The sequence below is a fragment of the Mesorhizobium sp. P160219 genome (assembly GCF_057786095.1).
In genome coordinates this window covers 3,192,869-3,205,116 of the sequence record NZ_JBYNWG010000001.1, presented here as the reverse complement: position 1 = coordinate 3,205,116, position 12,248 = coordinate 3,192,869, and the positions used below count along the sequence as shown (strand labels likewise).

Below are 12,248 nucleotides of genomic sequence, written 5' to 3'. Positions count from 1 at the left end.
TGACGTCCTCTGTCCGCGATAGGAAGTCGCGTCAGGACGTACCGACCCCCTCTGTCGCCTTCGGCGACATCTCCCCCTCGAGGGGGGAGATTACGCTCCCAAAAACTCGTTCGTAAAATACCCCCCGAAATCCGGCTTCTCCTTCAGAGCCTTGCCATCGCCATCGAGCAATATGCCGGCCCTGAAGAGGTAGGTACCGATCGCCTCGATCTTGGCCCTGTCGATGGTGCCGATGACGCCGTCCTGGCTGCGCAAGAAATGCCCGTCGACGAGCATCTTCAGCGAAGCGTGGATCAGCGCCGGGTCGGTCAGCGCATCCTTGTTGGAAGCCATCAGCAGATCGCCGGCTTCCTGCGGGTGATCGCAGGCAAATTGGTAGCCGCGCCGCGTTGCCTCGACGAAGGCCGATGCGGCCTTCGGGTTTGCCTGGAGATAGGCATTGCTGGAGGCGATCAAGGTAGTGTGCTCGTCGGGCACGCCGTAGTCGGCGTAGCGGAAGCCGCGCTGCCTGACGCCTTTCAGCTCGGCAGCGACGCCTTCCCAGGTCGAGACCTCCAGCGTGAAGTCGACCGAGCCGTTGGCCAGCGCCTCATAGGCCGAGGTGCCTAATGTCACCGTCTCGAAAACGCCCTTGCCGCCATCGTGGCGGATGATGGTCGAGATCAGCGTGTTTTCCCAGGCGCTGCCGAAGCCGCCATAGGTCAGACCGTCGAGATTCCTGGGACTCTTGATCTCGCCGCGATCCGCGTTGAAGACCAACCGGCCGGTCTCCTGCTGGACCACGGCGTAGACCGCCTTGAGATCGGCGCCGGCAGCCCGCTGGGTGAACAGGCCGACGCCGGCAATGCCGAAATCGGCGATGCGGTTGGCGACCAGCGTGCCGGCGCCGGTATCGCCATAGGGCAGGATCTCAACATCGAGCCCAGCCTCGTGGTAGAACCCTTTGTCGCGGGCAACGAACAGGCCGACATGGTTGGTGTTGACCGTCCAGTCGAGCGCGACGGTGATTTTTTGCGCAGCCGCATGAGCGCGCGAGGCAAGCGGCAGTCCGGCAGCCAGCGTCAGCAGCAAAGCCTGCCGGCGTGTGAATTCGGTCATGAAAAACTCCTTTGAGCGGTCTGCGGGAACGAGGGCCGGTCAGTCCCGGGATTGAGCAGCGTGTCGAGGATGTCGGCTTCGAGCGCGGCGGCCTGGCGCGCGGCATCGCTGCCGGTGGTGCGCGGGCGCGGCAGCGGCACGGCAATCTCGCCGATGATGCGGGCCGGCCGCGCCGACATCAGATAGATTCGATCGGAGAGGTAGACGGCTTCGCGCACGTCATGGGTGATCAGCAGCGCGGTCCAGCGGTGGCGCTGCCACATGCCTTCCAGCCAGCGCTGCATACCCGCGCGGGTCAGTGCATCCAGCGCGCCAAAGGGCTCGTCGAGCAGCAGCATGTCGCGCTGCTGCACCACGGTGCGCAAAAGCGCCGCGCGCTGGCGCATGCCGCCGGAAAGTTTCGCCGGCCAGGCGCGCTCAAAGCCGGCAAGGCCGAACTCGGCAAACAGCGGCGCGACGCGTTCGCGCGCCGCCTTGCGGCCAAGACCCTGCACTTCCAGCCCCAGCGTCACATTGTCGATGACGCGCCGCCACGGCATCAGCGCGTCGCGCTGCGGCATGAAGGCGAAGGGGCTGCCCTGCAATGGCGCGCCGTCGAAGCGCATGTCGCCCTCGCCTTTCAGCGCGCCGGTCAGCAACTGGAACAGCGTCGACTTGCCGGCGCCGGAAGGGCCGAGGATGGAGACGAACTCGCCGGCCGCGACATGAAGCGAAATGCCGGCGAGCACCTCAAGCGCGCCGAAGTTCTTCCTGATGTCCCGGAGTTCGAGCCGCGTCATTGACGGTTCTCTTCTGCAGCTTCAACCTTGCCGTCGCGGCTTTCGCTCCCTGCATTCTCCCAAGGCATGGCGAAGCGCTGGACGAGCACCGCAATGGCGAACAAGACAAGCGTGAGCGCGGCGCTGACGGCGACCGCGGCGAGCACCAGATCGGGCCGAAAGTTGTTCTTGGCATTGAGCATGTAGATGCCCAGCCCCTTCGCCGCCCCCGCATATTCGGCGAAGATCGCGCCGACGACGGCGTAGGTGATGGAGATGCGCAGCCCGGCGAAGAAATAGGGCAGCGCCGAAGGCAGGCGCGCCAGCCAGAAGATGCGCCAGCGCCCTGCCCCCATGGTGGCGAGCATCTGCGAAATCGCCTTGCTGGTCGCGGCAAAACCCTCGACCAGCGCCACCATCATCGGGAAGAAGGTAACGAGCGCCACAAGCAGGATTTTTGGCATCAGCCCGAAGCCGAACCACAGTACGATGAGCGGCGCGATCGCGACCAGCGGCAAGGTCTGGCTGACGATCAGCAGCGGAAACAGCGCGCGGCGCAGCGGGGCCAAGAAATCGACCAGCGCCGAAAGCACGAAGGCAGCGACCAACGAGCAGGCGAAGCCTGCTGATGTGGCGCGGATGGTGGGCAGCGTGTTGTCGGCAAGGGCAGCGCGATGCTCCCAGGCCTGCTGCAGCACGCGCGACGGCGCCGGCAGCATGGTGGGCGCAGCGCCACCATAGCGGGCGTAGAGCTCCCACGCCGCGAGGAGCAGGGCGGAGGCGCAGGCGGCGGGGATGGTCTTGGCGATGGCTGCGGCTAATCTCCCCCCTCGAGGGGGAGATGTCGCCGAAGGCGACAGAGGGGGTCGTCTCGCATAGAGCGCCCACGCCTTGCCGATGCGAAAAGGACGTCGGCGCTCCACGCGCTGGGACCCCCTCTGGCCTGCCGGCCATCTCCTGCTCGAGGGGGGAGATTCGTGGGCATCGCGGTCTTCGCCAATCGCCAATGGCTCCCCTCCTCTCTGTGCTGAGGGGTCAGAGGCATCTCCTCCACGCAATGGGTCAGATAAACCAGCCACGGCAATATCCTCAAGGAACGACGCTTGAGCCGCGGCTCAGACGGCGCTCGGGCTGTTCGCCGAGATCGTGATGTCGAGGGTGACGTGGCCGGCGCCGGGGCCGAAGCGGCAGAAGGCCTCGTTGAGCGTGGCAAACACCGCACCGGCATCGCCACGCAATTTGGTGCAGAAGTTCTTTGAGCGCTCAAAGACGCCGGACTGTTTCAGGAAATCGATGCAGCCGTAGATCTCGTCCATATGGTCGCCCGTGCCCATAACGTAGAGCGAGAACTGCGCCGCCACCGGCTGGCCGGTCGACGGCGTGGCCTGGACAGCGCGGATCGCGGCGATCTTGCGCTCGTCCAGCGGAATGGCGGGGCCGCCGGTCTCGTCGGAGCGGCAGATCGGATCGTTGGGCTCGCCCGGACAGCCGCGCGAGACCGCCGCCGAAAGCACGCAGTGCTTGCCGCTTTTGGCCGCCGCGACGAACAGGTCGCGCATGGCGGGAAACAGCACCTCGGGCGGCCCGACCATAAGGGTCGAGATGTCATCGGTTTCGATCCGCAGCCGGTCGCGCCAGGGATCGAGCGCGCCGAGCGCGCCGAGGATGACGCCGACGAAATCGTCGGTCATGGGATAAAGGGAAATCTGTGCGCCTGAAAACATCGCCCGCCTCGCTCCGCTGGTATTATCCAGATCAGCTTTAGGGTCCGAAGGCTTGCCGCCCTCATCTCAGCCCCGACGATACGGAGCACCCCTGTGGATGGGCGGGTTAAAGCACCGTTCGCGGCATTGGGGAAGCCGTTTGTTGAGGCACTGCGGGAAAGTGTTTTGGGCCAGACGTGCCGGGCGCCCGGGCGTTAACAGACGACTCGTCAGTTCGTTGCGTTATAACGTTTCCACGAACTTCTTATAACTGCGTTGAAATTCAAGCTGATAAACGTAATTATAAGAAAACGGCAGAGACTCCGCGCAGCCCTTACGGTTTCTGGATTTCCTTATCCGCGACCCCATCCGGACTGTGCTCCTGCATCGCTCGGGCTTGCCTGTGCTGGTCCCCTCGCCCCAGCGCTACGCCATCCACAAGCTGATCGTCGCCTCGCGACGCGGGCCGAGCGCTGGCGCCAAGCGGGAGAAGGATCTCCATCAAGCGCGCCTGCTGACCCAAGCGCTCGAAGCCACGCGTCGCCAGGACGACCTTGCCTTCGCCTTCATGGAAGCGTGGGACAAGGGCGAAAACTGGCGCGAGACGATCCGGGGCGGCTTGAACCTGTTCGACGCCGCCACGAGGGAAAACAGTCACACCATCCTGGGGAAATCCCTCCGCGAAATTGGTGCGACTCCTGAAGGATTCACGATGCGGGATTAGCTGAAGCGACCGCTGCTATATTCATTTTCATCGTCCCAACCGTACGAAATTGGCTTGACGCTTATTCGTACATAAAGTACGATATCTCTTTTCGCAGAGAGGAATGTCCTTGAGCACAGCGAACCATGTTGCCTTCGCCGATCTCTCTCGGCCTTTGCTGTCACCCCCGTCGTTGCCGCCGCCTTTGTTGCCGCCGCCTTTATTGCCGCCCCCTTTGTTGCCCTTGTCATTCGATCAGTGCGAACGCCTCGCCGGGGCTTGGCGAATGGCCAGCCAAGACATCGCCGACGACATCCGCTTCATCCGCCAATATCTGAAAGTCGTTGCCGAGAAGGACGAGAGGCTGTCGACCGGCACCCTTGTTCACAGCCGCGCCTATGTCGAGGCCTGCGCCGGCTGGCTGCCACAGACTGTAACGCGCTATCTGCGCCACCTGCGCCAGATCACCGAATGCGAACTGGCCATGACAGCTGCCGGCATTCGCTTTGCGCTGTCGAGTTATGCCTGGGAGGCATGAGGGCGCCTGTCGCCAAACACAAGGAATTGCGCTGCCCGTCGCAGGCGCAATTCGTCAGGTTGAGAGGCTCGGGCGCGCCTGAACGGCGGGCGCCAAGGATGGCCCGGCCAGCGAATTCCGGCCTTGCTTTATTTCGACTGGTCTTATTTCGACTTGGCCTTATTTCGATTTGGCTTTGCCGGACTTTGCGGCGGCAGGCTTCGCTGCCTTTGGCTTGGCGGCTGCCTTGGCGGGCTTGGCGTCAGCTTTCTTCGCCGCCTTTTTTGGCTTGGCGACCGCGCCATCGACTTCAGCCGTGGCCTGCTCCCAGTGTTCCTGATGCGCGCCTTCAGGCCGGCCGGCCTTTTCCCAGATCTCGTGCGCGCGCTGGCGAATGCGGTCCTGTTTGTCGTCCGTCACTTAAGCCTCCGTGGTTGGGTCCGGTCGGTTGGTCCAGATTCCACGAAAACATTAGCCGAAAATTCGGCCGGCGTCTTGAGTGACGAGACATCTCAGCGCGGGTCGGAAATCACCGCAACGCCGAGCAGCGCCGCTTTCTTGACGATCAGCCCGGCGAGGTCGGCATCCGAACGATCGGTGCCGGTGCGCTCCCGCAGGAGCGCGATCGCTTCCTTCATCGATAACAGCGCCGTGTTGCGCTCGGCCAGCAACTTGTCGCAACACGCCGCAACATTGGCGGAGTTCGGGGTCTCGACATGCGGCAACATGGCAATTCTCCTTTCATCATGTTCGTCATTCGGCCCTGCCGCCCTTTTGGGAAGAACGACAGGGCCGTATCACCGATGAATGGTTAGGTTGTCGAGCGTTACTCGACCACCTCGACAATCCTGCGCGTGCTGGGGTCGACCAACACGGTATGGTTGTCGACGACGGCGTATCTGTACTGAACGTCGGGAACCTCCTGCAGCTCGACAGTGTCAGGCAAGGCAGTGCCGACATTCAATTCGACGCCGAGCAGATTGACCGAGGCAAGCGGATGTTTCTTTACGTATTGGTGCACGACCGTGCGCTGTTCCGGGGTGATGATCACCTGCTGCTGTGCCGGCTGCGTGACGATGACCTCGTCGGCGGCGGCAATGCCGATACCAGCGATCATGGCGAGCCCGGCGACGGCGGGAATAAGGATGGTTTTCATCTTCGTCTCCTGTCGTTGTTGGCGAGCTCCGCCGTGTTCCCGCATGAGGCGAAAACAGCGCAGATCGAGGTGGCGGGCTCCTGGAGGCAAACGCAGCCGGTACGGTCTTGTTCCGCAAGCGGAGACTAAATTGATCGGCTTCCGGTCATGCCAGCAGAACCCACACCCGCAAGATTCGCATTGAAGCACAATCCCTCAGGAGACCTTCGACATGGACGATGCACGGCTCCAATTCCGGTGGCGATCGCGGCCGGCGCCGGCATTGATCCGGTGACCGCGTCGCGCCCGGCCAAGACCGGAACCGACCGCCTTCGTGCCACGCCGTGAAGTTTCAAGCAAAGGTCATTGCTTCGGCGGCTGCGCAGGCACCTCGCCAGGCTTGATCACCGGCGTCTTGCCCTGATCCGGCGGCGGCTGCGTCATACCCTGGTCACCACTGGGCGGCGGCTGCAGAACGCCGCCGCAGGGACCGAGCGTGCTGGTCGATTCGCCGCCGCCATTGGCGACCGGCGGCTTCTGACCATCGTCCTGAGGCTGCGCTTGGCAAGGCGCGGCAGGGCCGTTCTGGTCGCTATTGTCCTGCGCGGCCGCCGGGTCGACCAGCGCCAAGAGCAGCACGCATGGGATGAGGGGGAAAGTCTTCATGGTCCAGCTCCTCTGGATTCATCTCCTTGGCAAAGCAGACTAGTCCTTGGCAAAGCAGACTGGCGGCAATTGGTTCCACGGAGATGGAGTGGTTGCCGGAACCTGGCAGCCGGAAGTGAGTTCCACCTTCTCGACGCTAAGCCGCCCAGAGGAGGCAATCATGGAAGAACGAAACAGAAAACCCAATGACGAGGTCGAGGCGCCACCGAGCAAAAACGATGCCCGCGACAGGATCGCCAATGACGACGTGGAAGCGCCGACGCCGGGTCGGCAGGATTGGGATGCGCTGCGTGGCGCAACGGTCCTGCCCGACGGAGCAGATGAGGAAAGCCTGCCGGACACCACCGGTGTCGAGAAGGAAGGCGAACTGCCCGAGGAGGATGACGACAACCCCTACCAGGACAGTGACGATGCCTTGCCCGACGACGCCGAGGAAGCCGCCATTGGTCACGACCTGGCGAGGCGCGGCGGCCCGTTCGACGACGTGTAAGGCAGCGACCGCGGACTTTCGAGAAGTTTCCCGGGACGTCCACGCCGTCACCAGTTGGACCAAGGATGAGCTGAAGGCGATGCCGGAGCATCGCGATTGATATTTCGAAGGATCCGGCTGGCCGGATCCTTCGTTTAAGGCGCCTTGGCGATTTTGGCTTAGCCCTTGTGGTCAAGGGCTGGACGGCGACGCAATCTCAGCACGTTCGACAGCCGCGAGGCAGCCGAGAAGCACGAACGCGAAGTCCGATATTTCAAGCGCCGTGGAGGCCGCTCGCCTGAAAGCTTCAAAGTGCGCAAGAGATCCCCGGCGCGGGCGGTGCGGGCACGCTCGCATGCAGCGCTGCGAATCGGGCCATCGACCGCCGGCACTTGAGTGCCGACGGGCTCTGGCCTTCAGTTCGACCCGGGATCGCCGAGCGCCTCGGTGACGAAGGACGCCGCGATCAGGTCGTCGGCGTCGAGGCGTAGGGAGCCTTCGACACCCCCCATGATGGCCGCGACCTTCTGGAAGGTCTGCATCTCGTGTTCAGTAACGCTGGCGTCTCGCATCCTGGCTTTCAGATCGGCGATGCGTCGGCCCAGTGAGGCCGACGTTCCGATTTCTCTGTTCGACATGGTGGCCTGCTCCTCCCCCAACCCATGCTGTGGACGTACTCAAGTCTGCCTATATATAAGGCAGCGCGAATACAGTCGCCGCAACGCGCGATATCTGGGAAGGTTCCGGCGCCAAATAGTCACGAAATAATACGTGGTGGGACTCGGGTATGTTAAGCGCCGACGCGGCGATAGACACCGCAGCCAGCGGCTGCGGCCATCGGCCTGGCCAACCCGCGTGGCGGGTCGCGAACGCGGGTCGGACTTGATCGCTGCGCGAACAGTCAGCGAGAAGCCGGCACCACGCCGGACACCGAGCGCGCCGTTTCGGGCGAAAACACCACGAAAGCAAAAACCAGAACGGCAGCGGCGACGATGAGCGAGCCGCCGGCGACGATCGGTTCAAGCGCCGGGTTTCCCTGCAGCATCACATACAGCGCCGGCAGCATGATCACCAGGCCGAGTGTGTAGAGCCCGTAGTGGATCATGGCGATGCGACGCGCCGCCTTTTGCGGATTGAGCGCGTAGTAGCCGCCGAAGATGGCGCTCGTCACCCAACCGAGCAGATTGATATGCGCGTGCGCCGGAAAAGCGGCGTGGTCGCCCGAGATCGCCATCTGCAGGCCGGCCGCAATCCCCAACATCAGGAACAAGATGGCAGTTTTGAAAAAGAGTTCTGAAACCCTCGGCATGTCATTTCTCCCCCTATGCGGTCTGCGACCGCTTGCGACCTGGAGAATACACCCACGCGCAGAACTTTTCCACGCCCCGGTTATGGGGCCATGCCTGCACAGCTTTTTGCACGCTGTTCGACTTTTCTGGCTGCCACAACCCGGCGCCGCCGCGCTACGGCGTCAGCAAGATGTCGGCGCCCGCTCGCTCGTCGAACACCACCGCGCAGCCGCGCCCCAGCGCCACTGCCGACAGCGCGTTGGCCACCGTCTCGTCCGGCGATACGAAATCACCGGTCAGCACTCGCAACTCCTCCACCGCCCTGGCCATTGACACGCAGTGCCCGGCAACGCGATCGCTCGTGCAGGCGTCAACGACGCTGACGAGGTCGATCATCTCGAACTGGCCCATACCGGCCTCCACAAAAACAGCGTCCCGTCGCGGATATGAACGCCGAGGCGAGAGACAATGTTCCGCAGGTCCGATGCCCAGGCGGAGCACTCGACAGCCCGACCTGGAACGGGCCGGCCGGCGACAACCGCTTCGCTTGACAATAGGCCCTGTTTGTTCTCTATTTGTTCGGCAAAAACGCCTCTCACAACAGACGCGGCTAATGCTGCAACGCCGCAAAGGGAACGGTCGGGATGGAGCCCACCATCCTGCATGCGGATCTCGACGCCTTCTACGCCTCGGTCGAGCAGCTGCTCGACCCGGCGCTCAGGGGCAAGCCGATCGCCGTCGGCGGCGGCGTCGTGCTTGCCGCTTCCTACGAAGCCAGGGTTTTCGGCGTGCGCGGCGGCATGCCCGGACGACGCGCGCGCGAGCTTTGCCCCGGACTGATCTTCGTCGGCGGCCATTTCGCCGACTATCAGCGGCTGGGCGACGCCGCCATCAAGGTGCTCGACGATTTCACGCCGCTGGTCGAGCGGATTTCCATCGATGAAGCCTTTGCCGACGTCGCCGGCTGCACGCATCTGTTCGGGCCGCCGGCCGAGATCGCCGCCACGGTGCGTCGGCGCGTCCGGGCAGAGCTCGGCCTGCCGATCTCGATCGGCGTGGCGCGCACCAAGCATCTGGCCAAGATCGCCTCGCAGGTGGCCAAGCCCGACGGCCTGGTGGTGGTCGATCCGAACACCGAACTTGCCTTCCTGCATGATCTGCCGGTCGGCCTGATGTGGGGCGTCGGCCCGGCGACCAAGGCGCGGCTGGCCGAGATCGGCATCGAGACCATCGGCCAGTTGGCAAAGACGCATAGCGGGGCGCTGCGAAGGTTGCTCGGGCCCGCCACCGGCGAAAAGCTGGCGTCGCTGGCATGGAACCGCGACCCGCGAAAGCTCGAAACCCACAGGCGGTCGCATTCCGCCGGCGCGCAGTCGGCGCTTGGCAGACGGCCGGCCGAGGCGCGTATCTTCGGACCCGTCCTGCTGCATCTGGCAGACCGGGTCGCCAGCCGGCTCAGGGCGAAATCACGGCCCGGGCGCACGGTGACGGTGCGCGTGCGTTTCGCCGATCTGCACGCCGTCACACGCTCGCTGACGCTCGAGCAACCGATTTCGGCAACCGCGATGCTGGCCGAAATCGCCGGGGAGCTGGTGCGCGGCGTGCTGGCCGCCAACCCTCGGGAGAAGACCATCTCGCTGCTGGCGATCTCGGTGTCGCAGCTGGAAGAAAGTGCCGAGCTGCAGTTGGAGCTGCCGCTCGGGCTTGCCGATGAAAAGCAGCGACCCGGCAGCAGGCAAGGCCTGGCGCGCTTTGGCGCCGACCGCGCCATCGACAAGATCCGCCAGCGCTTTGGCAGAGAGGCTGTCGGCTATGGCGCCGTGGCGCTGGAAGCCCGGCGCTCGGTTCCCGATGCCTTCCGCGAACTGGCGGAAAAGGAACTGTGAGTGCGGCGCGACGGCAAGGCCAATGTTTAGGCTGGGCCAGTCCGCGCTGCATTGCCGCTCTGTTTGAGCAAGCCGACCAACCAGGCCAGACCCGCCGCAGTTTCGGACATTTTTCGCACCGCAACCCGGCCACGCCATGCACGCCCAAGAACAACGCTTTGTCGATGAAGGTGGACTTGCAGTTAGCGCATCGGCGCCAAGAAAAACCGGGATGGGACAGCGAGGCCGCGAAGGTTGACAGTGCCGATCCGTCTGGCATTATCGCGTAAGCTTGGAGGATTCACTATGAGGAAAACCTATTCGAAGCCTGTTCTGGTCAAAAAAGGCAAGCTTTCGCAGGTTACGGCGCTCGCCAATGGAGCGGGTTCCGGCCCGATCGAGTGAGGTCGTTGAGTCGGACTGTCGCCTGATCTGGCGGCCTCGCCTGACACTGGAGATGCGGCATGAAGAAGACCTATTCGAAGCCGGTGCTGGTCAAGAAGGGCAAGCTCTCGCAGGTTACAGCCGACAATGGTAACGGCTCCGGGCCGGTCGCAGTCTAGCAGCCGATTATCCGACGCCTCGTGCCGTCTGGCCGGGAACAGGGCTTTGGGTGCCCGACGTGGAGAGTGGAAAATGAGGAAGACCTATCTGAAACCGGTGCTGGTCAAAAAAGGCAAGCTCTCGCAGGTCACCGCGAACGGTGCTTCCAATCCGCGATAAACCCTTTCACCCCGATTAATCGCGACACGCTTCAGCGCACAACCACCAGATCGTCGAGCACGAGCTGCCAATAGTGACTCGTGGAGAGGCGCACGCGCGTCACCGCCGCCAGCATCGGCGCATAGTGGACGGGCGCCAGTGCCGACAGGACGATCGTGTCGCTGGCGATCAGCCGGTCGCCAAGCCAGCTCTCGACCAGTGCGGTTTCGCCTTCGGACTTCAACCATGCCGCTGTCAGCATCACGGAATGGAACCCGAACGGTTTGTCGCTCGAGAATTCGGCCGGGTGTCCGCTGCTCGTATAGCAGACATGGTCTCCCGAGATATTGCCGTTGACGTAGCCTTCGCTGCCTTCGGTATGATCGCGCGCCAGTGCGTTCAGGTTGAACCAGGTCAACCCGGCATAACCTGACGGCACCTTGCGCAGGCCGCGCGTCGTGACATCGTCGAAACCGATGGCCTGCAAGGACGCGGCGCTGTCGACAGCCGCGTTCTCGGGCGACAGCAGGCCGAGTTCGGTCGGGTAGGCCGACAAGGCCAGTCGTCGTTCCATGCCACCGCCGGTGATTTCGATCGCGTCGGCGTCATCGGGCAGATCGAGGCGGAAGCCATCGCTGAGCGGATGCACCGCCACCTCTTGCCCTTTCGCCATCACCGAGATGCTCGCCGAGACACCGTCCGCTACGCGGCCGCTGAGCCGGCGTATCGCAAACAGGCCGACCGGCTGCAGCATTGATTCCGAGACCAGCCCGGTGGGCGAGCCCGGCAGCGGCCGGAGGTGCTGCGACTGGACCTCGTTGGCGCTGCTCGAGCGCCAGCCGGGCGGCACAGACACGCTGAAGCGGTAGCTGCCCGGCACATGGATGGGCGCGGCGCGACGTTTCGTCGACGCCAGGAAATTGGCAAAGCCGCCGCGATTGCTCCGCGCCGCGGCGACGAAGCGGCCGTGGCCATCATGCAGTCTGACCATGATGCCGGCCATCGGGCGGTCGCCGAGCCCGTAGCGGCCGTCGCGATCGGCATCGAAATAGACAAAGGACGAATGATTGAGCTTGCCGTGGTTGCCCGACCAGTCGCGGCGCACGGCGTAGTCGTTGGCCGGATCTTCACGAAGCCGGGCTCTGCGACGAGACCGCGCCAGCCGCCAGGCCAAAGCCGCAACGACAGCGGCGAGCCCGACAAGGAGTATTGCCTTGATCACGGACGGCTCAAGCAATGCTGTCGGCATCTGGATCTCCTGCGCATGCATCGATCATATATCGATGCTGCAGGCGCTTGAGCAACCGGACACGGGACCGGCGGACCACGGCATCGGCGTCACA

The 12,248-nt window shown here is 63.8% G+C and carries 17 protein-coding genes, 1 pseudogene and 1 riboswitch; of the genes and pseudogenes, 6 read left to right on the top strand and 12 right to left on the bottom strand.

The features are described 5' to 3' along the window. Positions 1 to 90: 90 nt before the first annotated feature. The 4 genes from AC3EMP_RS15500 to AC3EMP_RS15485 all read right to left on the bottom strand — a co-directional run bounded on the left by AC3EMP_RS15500 (position 91) and on the right by AC3EMP_RS15485 (position 3,580). Positions 91 to 1,098, bottom strand: coding sequence for an ABC transporter substrate-binding protein (locus tag AC3EMP_RS15500; protein WP_352710043.1), 1,008 nt, complete (start codon positions 1,096 to 1,098; stop codon positions 91 to 93). Beyond that, positions 1,095 to 1,877, bottom strand: coding sequence for an ABC transporter ATP-binding protein (locus AC3EMP_RS15495; protein ID WP_352710042.1), 783 nt, complete (start codon positions 1,875 to 1,877; stop codon positions 1,095 to 1,097). The genes AC3EMP_RS15500 and AC3EMP_RS15495 overlap by 4 nt, the downstream gene beginning before the upstream one ends. Next, on the bottom strand, positions 1,874 to 2,716 hold the full coding sequence (locus tag AC3EMP_RS15490; protein ID WP_023689011.1) for an ABC transporter permease: 843 nt from the start codon (positions 2,714 to 2,716) through the stop codon (positions 1,874 to 1,876). The genes AC3EMP_RS15495 and AC3EMP_RS15490 overlap by 4 nt, the downstream gene beginning before the upstream one ends. 255 nt (positions 2,717 to 2,971) lie before the next feature. After that, the gene (locus AC3EMP_RS15485) at positions 2,972 to 3,580 is read right to left on the bottom strand and encodes a YkoF family thiamine/hydroxymethylpyrimidine-binding protein (RefSeq protein WP_352595864.1); all 609 of its coding nucleotides are present in this window, start codon (positions 3,578 to 3,580) and stop codon (positions 2,972 to 2,974) included. Further along, positions 3,571 to 3,683: riboswitch (TPP riboswitch) on the bottom strand. It overlaps the preceding gene by 10 nt. Positions 3,684 to 3,893: 210 nt before the next feature. Between AC3EMP_RS15485 and AC3EMP_RS15480 the strand changes: the two are divergent. Further along, positions 3,894 to 4,283: pseudogene (locus AC3EMP_RS15480) on the top strand (GSU2403 family nucleotidyltransferase fold protein); the annotation flags it as partial. 265 nt (positions 4,284 to 4,548) lie between these two features. Further along, a complete protein-coding gene (locus AC3EMP_RS15475) occupies positions 4,549 to 4,800 on the top strand; it encodes a hypothetical protein (protein ID WP_023684826.1) in 252 nt (83 codons plus the stop codon). 159 nt (positions 4,801 to 4,959) lie between these two features. Here the strand turns inward: AC3EMP_RS15475 and AC3EMP_RS15470 are convergent, their stop codons facing one another. The 4 genes from AC3EMP_RS15470 to AC3EMP_RS15455 form a co-directional block, all read right to left on the bottom strand. Continuing rightward, positions 4,960 to 5,199, bottom strand: a complete 240-nt coding sequence (locus AC3EMP_RS15470; RefSeq protein ID WP_023684825.1) for a DUF2934 domain-containing protein — start codon at positions 5,197 to 5,199, stop codon at positions 4,960 to 4,962. A 92-nt stretch (positions 5,200 to 5,291) separates the two neighbouring features. Next, the gene (locus AC3EMP_RS15465) at positions 5,292 to 5,507 is read right to left on the bottom strand and encodes a hypothetical protein (protein ID WP_023670360.1); all 216 of its coding nucleotides are present in this window, start codon (positions 5,505 to 5,507) and stop codon (positions 5,292 to 5,294) included. 98 nt (positions 5,508 to 5,605) lie between these two features. Beyond that, complete coding sequence (locus tag AC3EMP_RS15460) at positions 5,606 to 5,935, bottom strand: DUF1236 domain-containing protein (protein WP_023670359.1); 330 nt, start codon at positions 5,933 to 5,935, stop codon at positions 5,606 to 5,608. A gap of 342 nt (positions 5,936 to 6,277) precedes the next feature. Next, entirely contained in the window at positions 6,278 to 6,580 is a 303-nt protein-coding gene (locus AC3EMP_RS15455; RefSeq protein WP_023814876.1) for a hypothetical protein, read from the bottom strand. 160 nt (positions 6,581 to 6,740) lie between these two features. On the opposite strand from AC3EMP_RS15455, the gene AC3EMP_RS15450 reads away from it, so the two are divergent. Continuing rightward, positions 6,741 to 7,070, top strand: coding sequence for a hypothetical protein (locus AC3EMP_RS15450; RefSeq protein ID WP_352595867.1), 330 nt, complete (start codon positions 6,741 to 6,743; stop codon positions 7,068 to 7,070). Positions 7,071 to 7,465: 395 nt separating this feature from the next. On the opposite strand, the gene AC3EMP_RS15445 is transcribed toward AC3EMP_RS15450, so the two are convergent. The 3 genes from AC3EMP_RS15445 to AC3EMP_RS15435 all read right to left on the bottom strand — a co-directional run bounded on the left by AC3EMP_RS15445 (position 7,466) and on the right by AC3EMP_RS15435 (position 8,749). Further along, positions 7,466 to 7,687 carry a hypothetical protein gene (locus AC3EMP_RS15445; protein ID WP_023670355.1) on the bottom strand — a complete coding sequence of 74 codons (222 nt, stop codon included), beginning with the start codon at positions 7,685 to 7,687 and terminating at the stop codon, positions 7,466 to 7,468. Between the two features lie 263 nt (positions 7,688 to 7,950). Then, positions 7,951 to 8,358, bottom strand: a complete 408-nt coding sequence (locus AC3EMP_RS15440) for a heme-copper oxidase family protein (RefSeq protein ID WP_023684822.1) — start codon at positions 8,356 to 8,358, stop codon at positions 7,951 to 7,953. A gap of 154 nt (positions 8,359 to 8,512) precedes the next feature. Next, complete coding sequence (locus AC3EMP_RS15435; protein WP_023689015.1) at positions 8,513 to 8,749, bottom strand: hypothetical protein; 237 nt, start codon at positions 8,747 to 8,749, stop codon at positions 8,513 to 8,515. A 233-nt stretch (positions 8,750 to 8,982) separates the two neighbouring features. Between AC3EMP_RS15435 and dinB the strand changes: the two genes are divergently transcribed. The 3 genes from dinB to AC3EMP_RS15420 all read left to right on the top strand — a co-directional run bounded on the left by dinB (position 8,983) and on the right by AC3EMP_RS15420 (position 10,766). Further along, positions 8,983 to 10,224, top strand: coding sequence for a DNA polymerase IV (dinB, locus tag AC3EMP_RS15430; protein ID WP_023728140.1), 1,242 nt, complete (start codon positions 8,983 to 8,985; stop codon positions 10,222 to 10,224). A 285-nt stretch (positions 10,225 to 10,509) separates the two neighbouring features. Beyond that, the gene (locus tag AC3EMP_RS15425; protein WP_023695511.1) at positions 10,510 to 10,608 is read left to right on the top strand and encodes a hypothetical protein; all 99 of its coding nucleotides are present in this window, start codon (positions 10,510 to 10,512) and stop codon (positions 10,606 to 10,608) included. A 59-nt stretch (positions 10,609 to 10,667) separates the two neighbouring features. Then, on the top strand, positions 10,668 to 10,766 hold the full coding sequence (locus AC3EMP_RS15420) for a hypothetical protein (RefSeq protein ID WP_023684816.1): 99 nt from the start codon (positions 10,668 to 10,670) through the stop codon (positions 10,764 to 10,766). A gap of 191 nt (positions 10,767 to 10,957) precedes the next feature. Here AC3EMP_RS15420 and AC3EMP_RS15415 read toward each other — a convergent pair whose 3' ends face one another. Further along, positions 10,958 to 12,154, bottom strand: coding sequence for a hypothetical protein (locus AC3EMP_RS15415; RefSeq protein WP_031243020.1), 1,197 nt, complete (start codon positions 12,152 to 12,154; stop codon positions 10,958 to 10,960). Between the last annotated feature and the right edge of the window lie 94 nt (positions 12,155 to 12,248).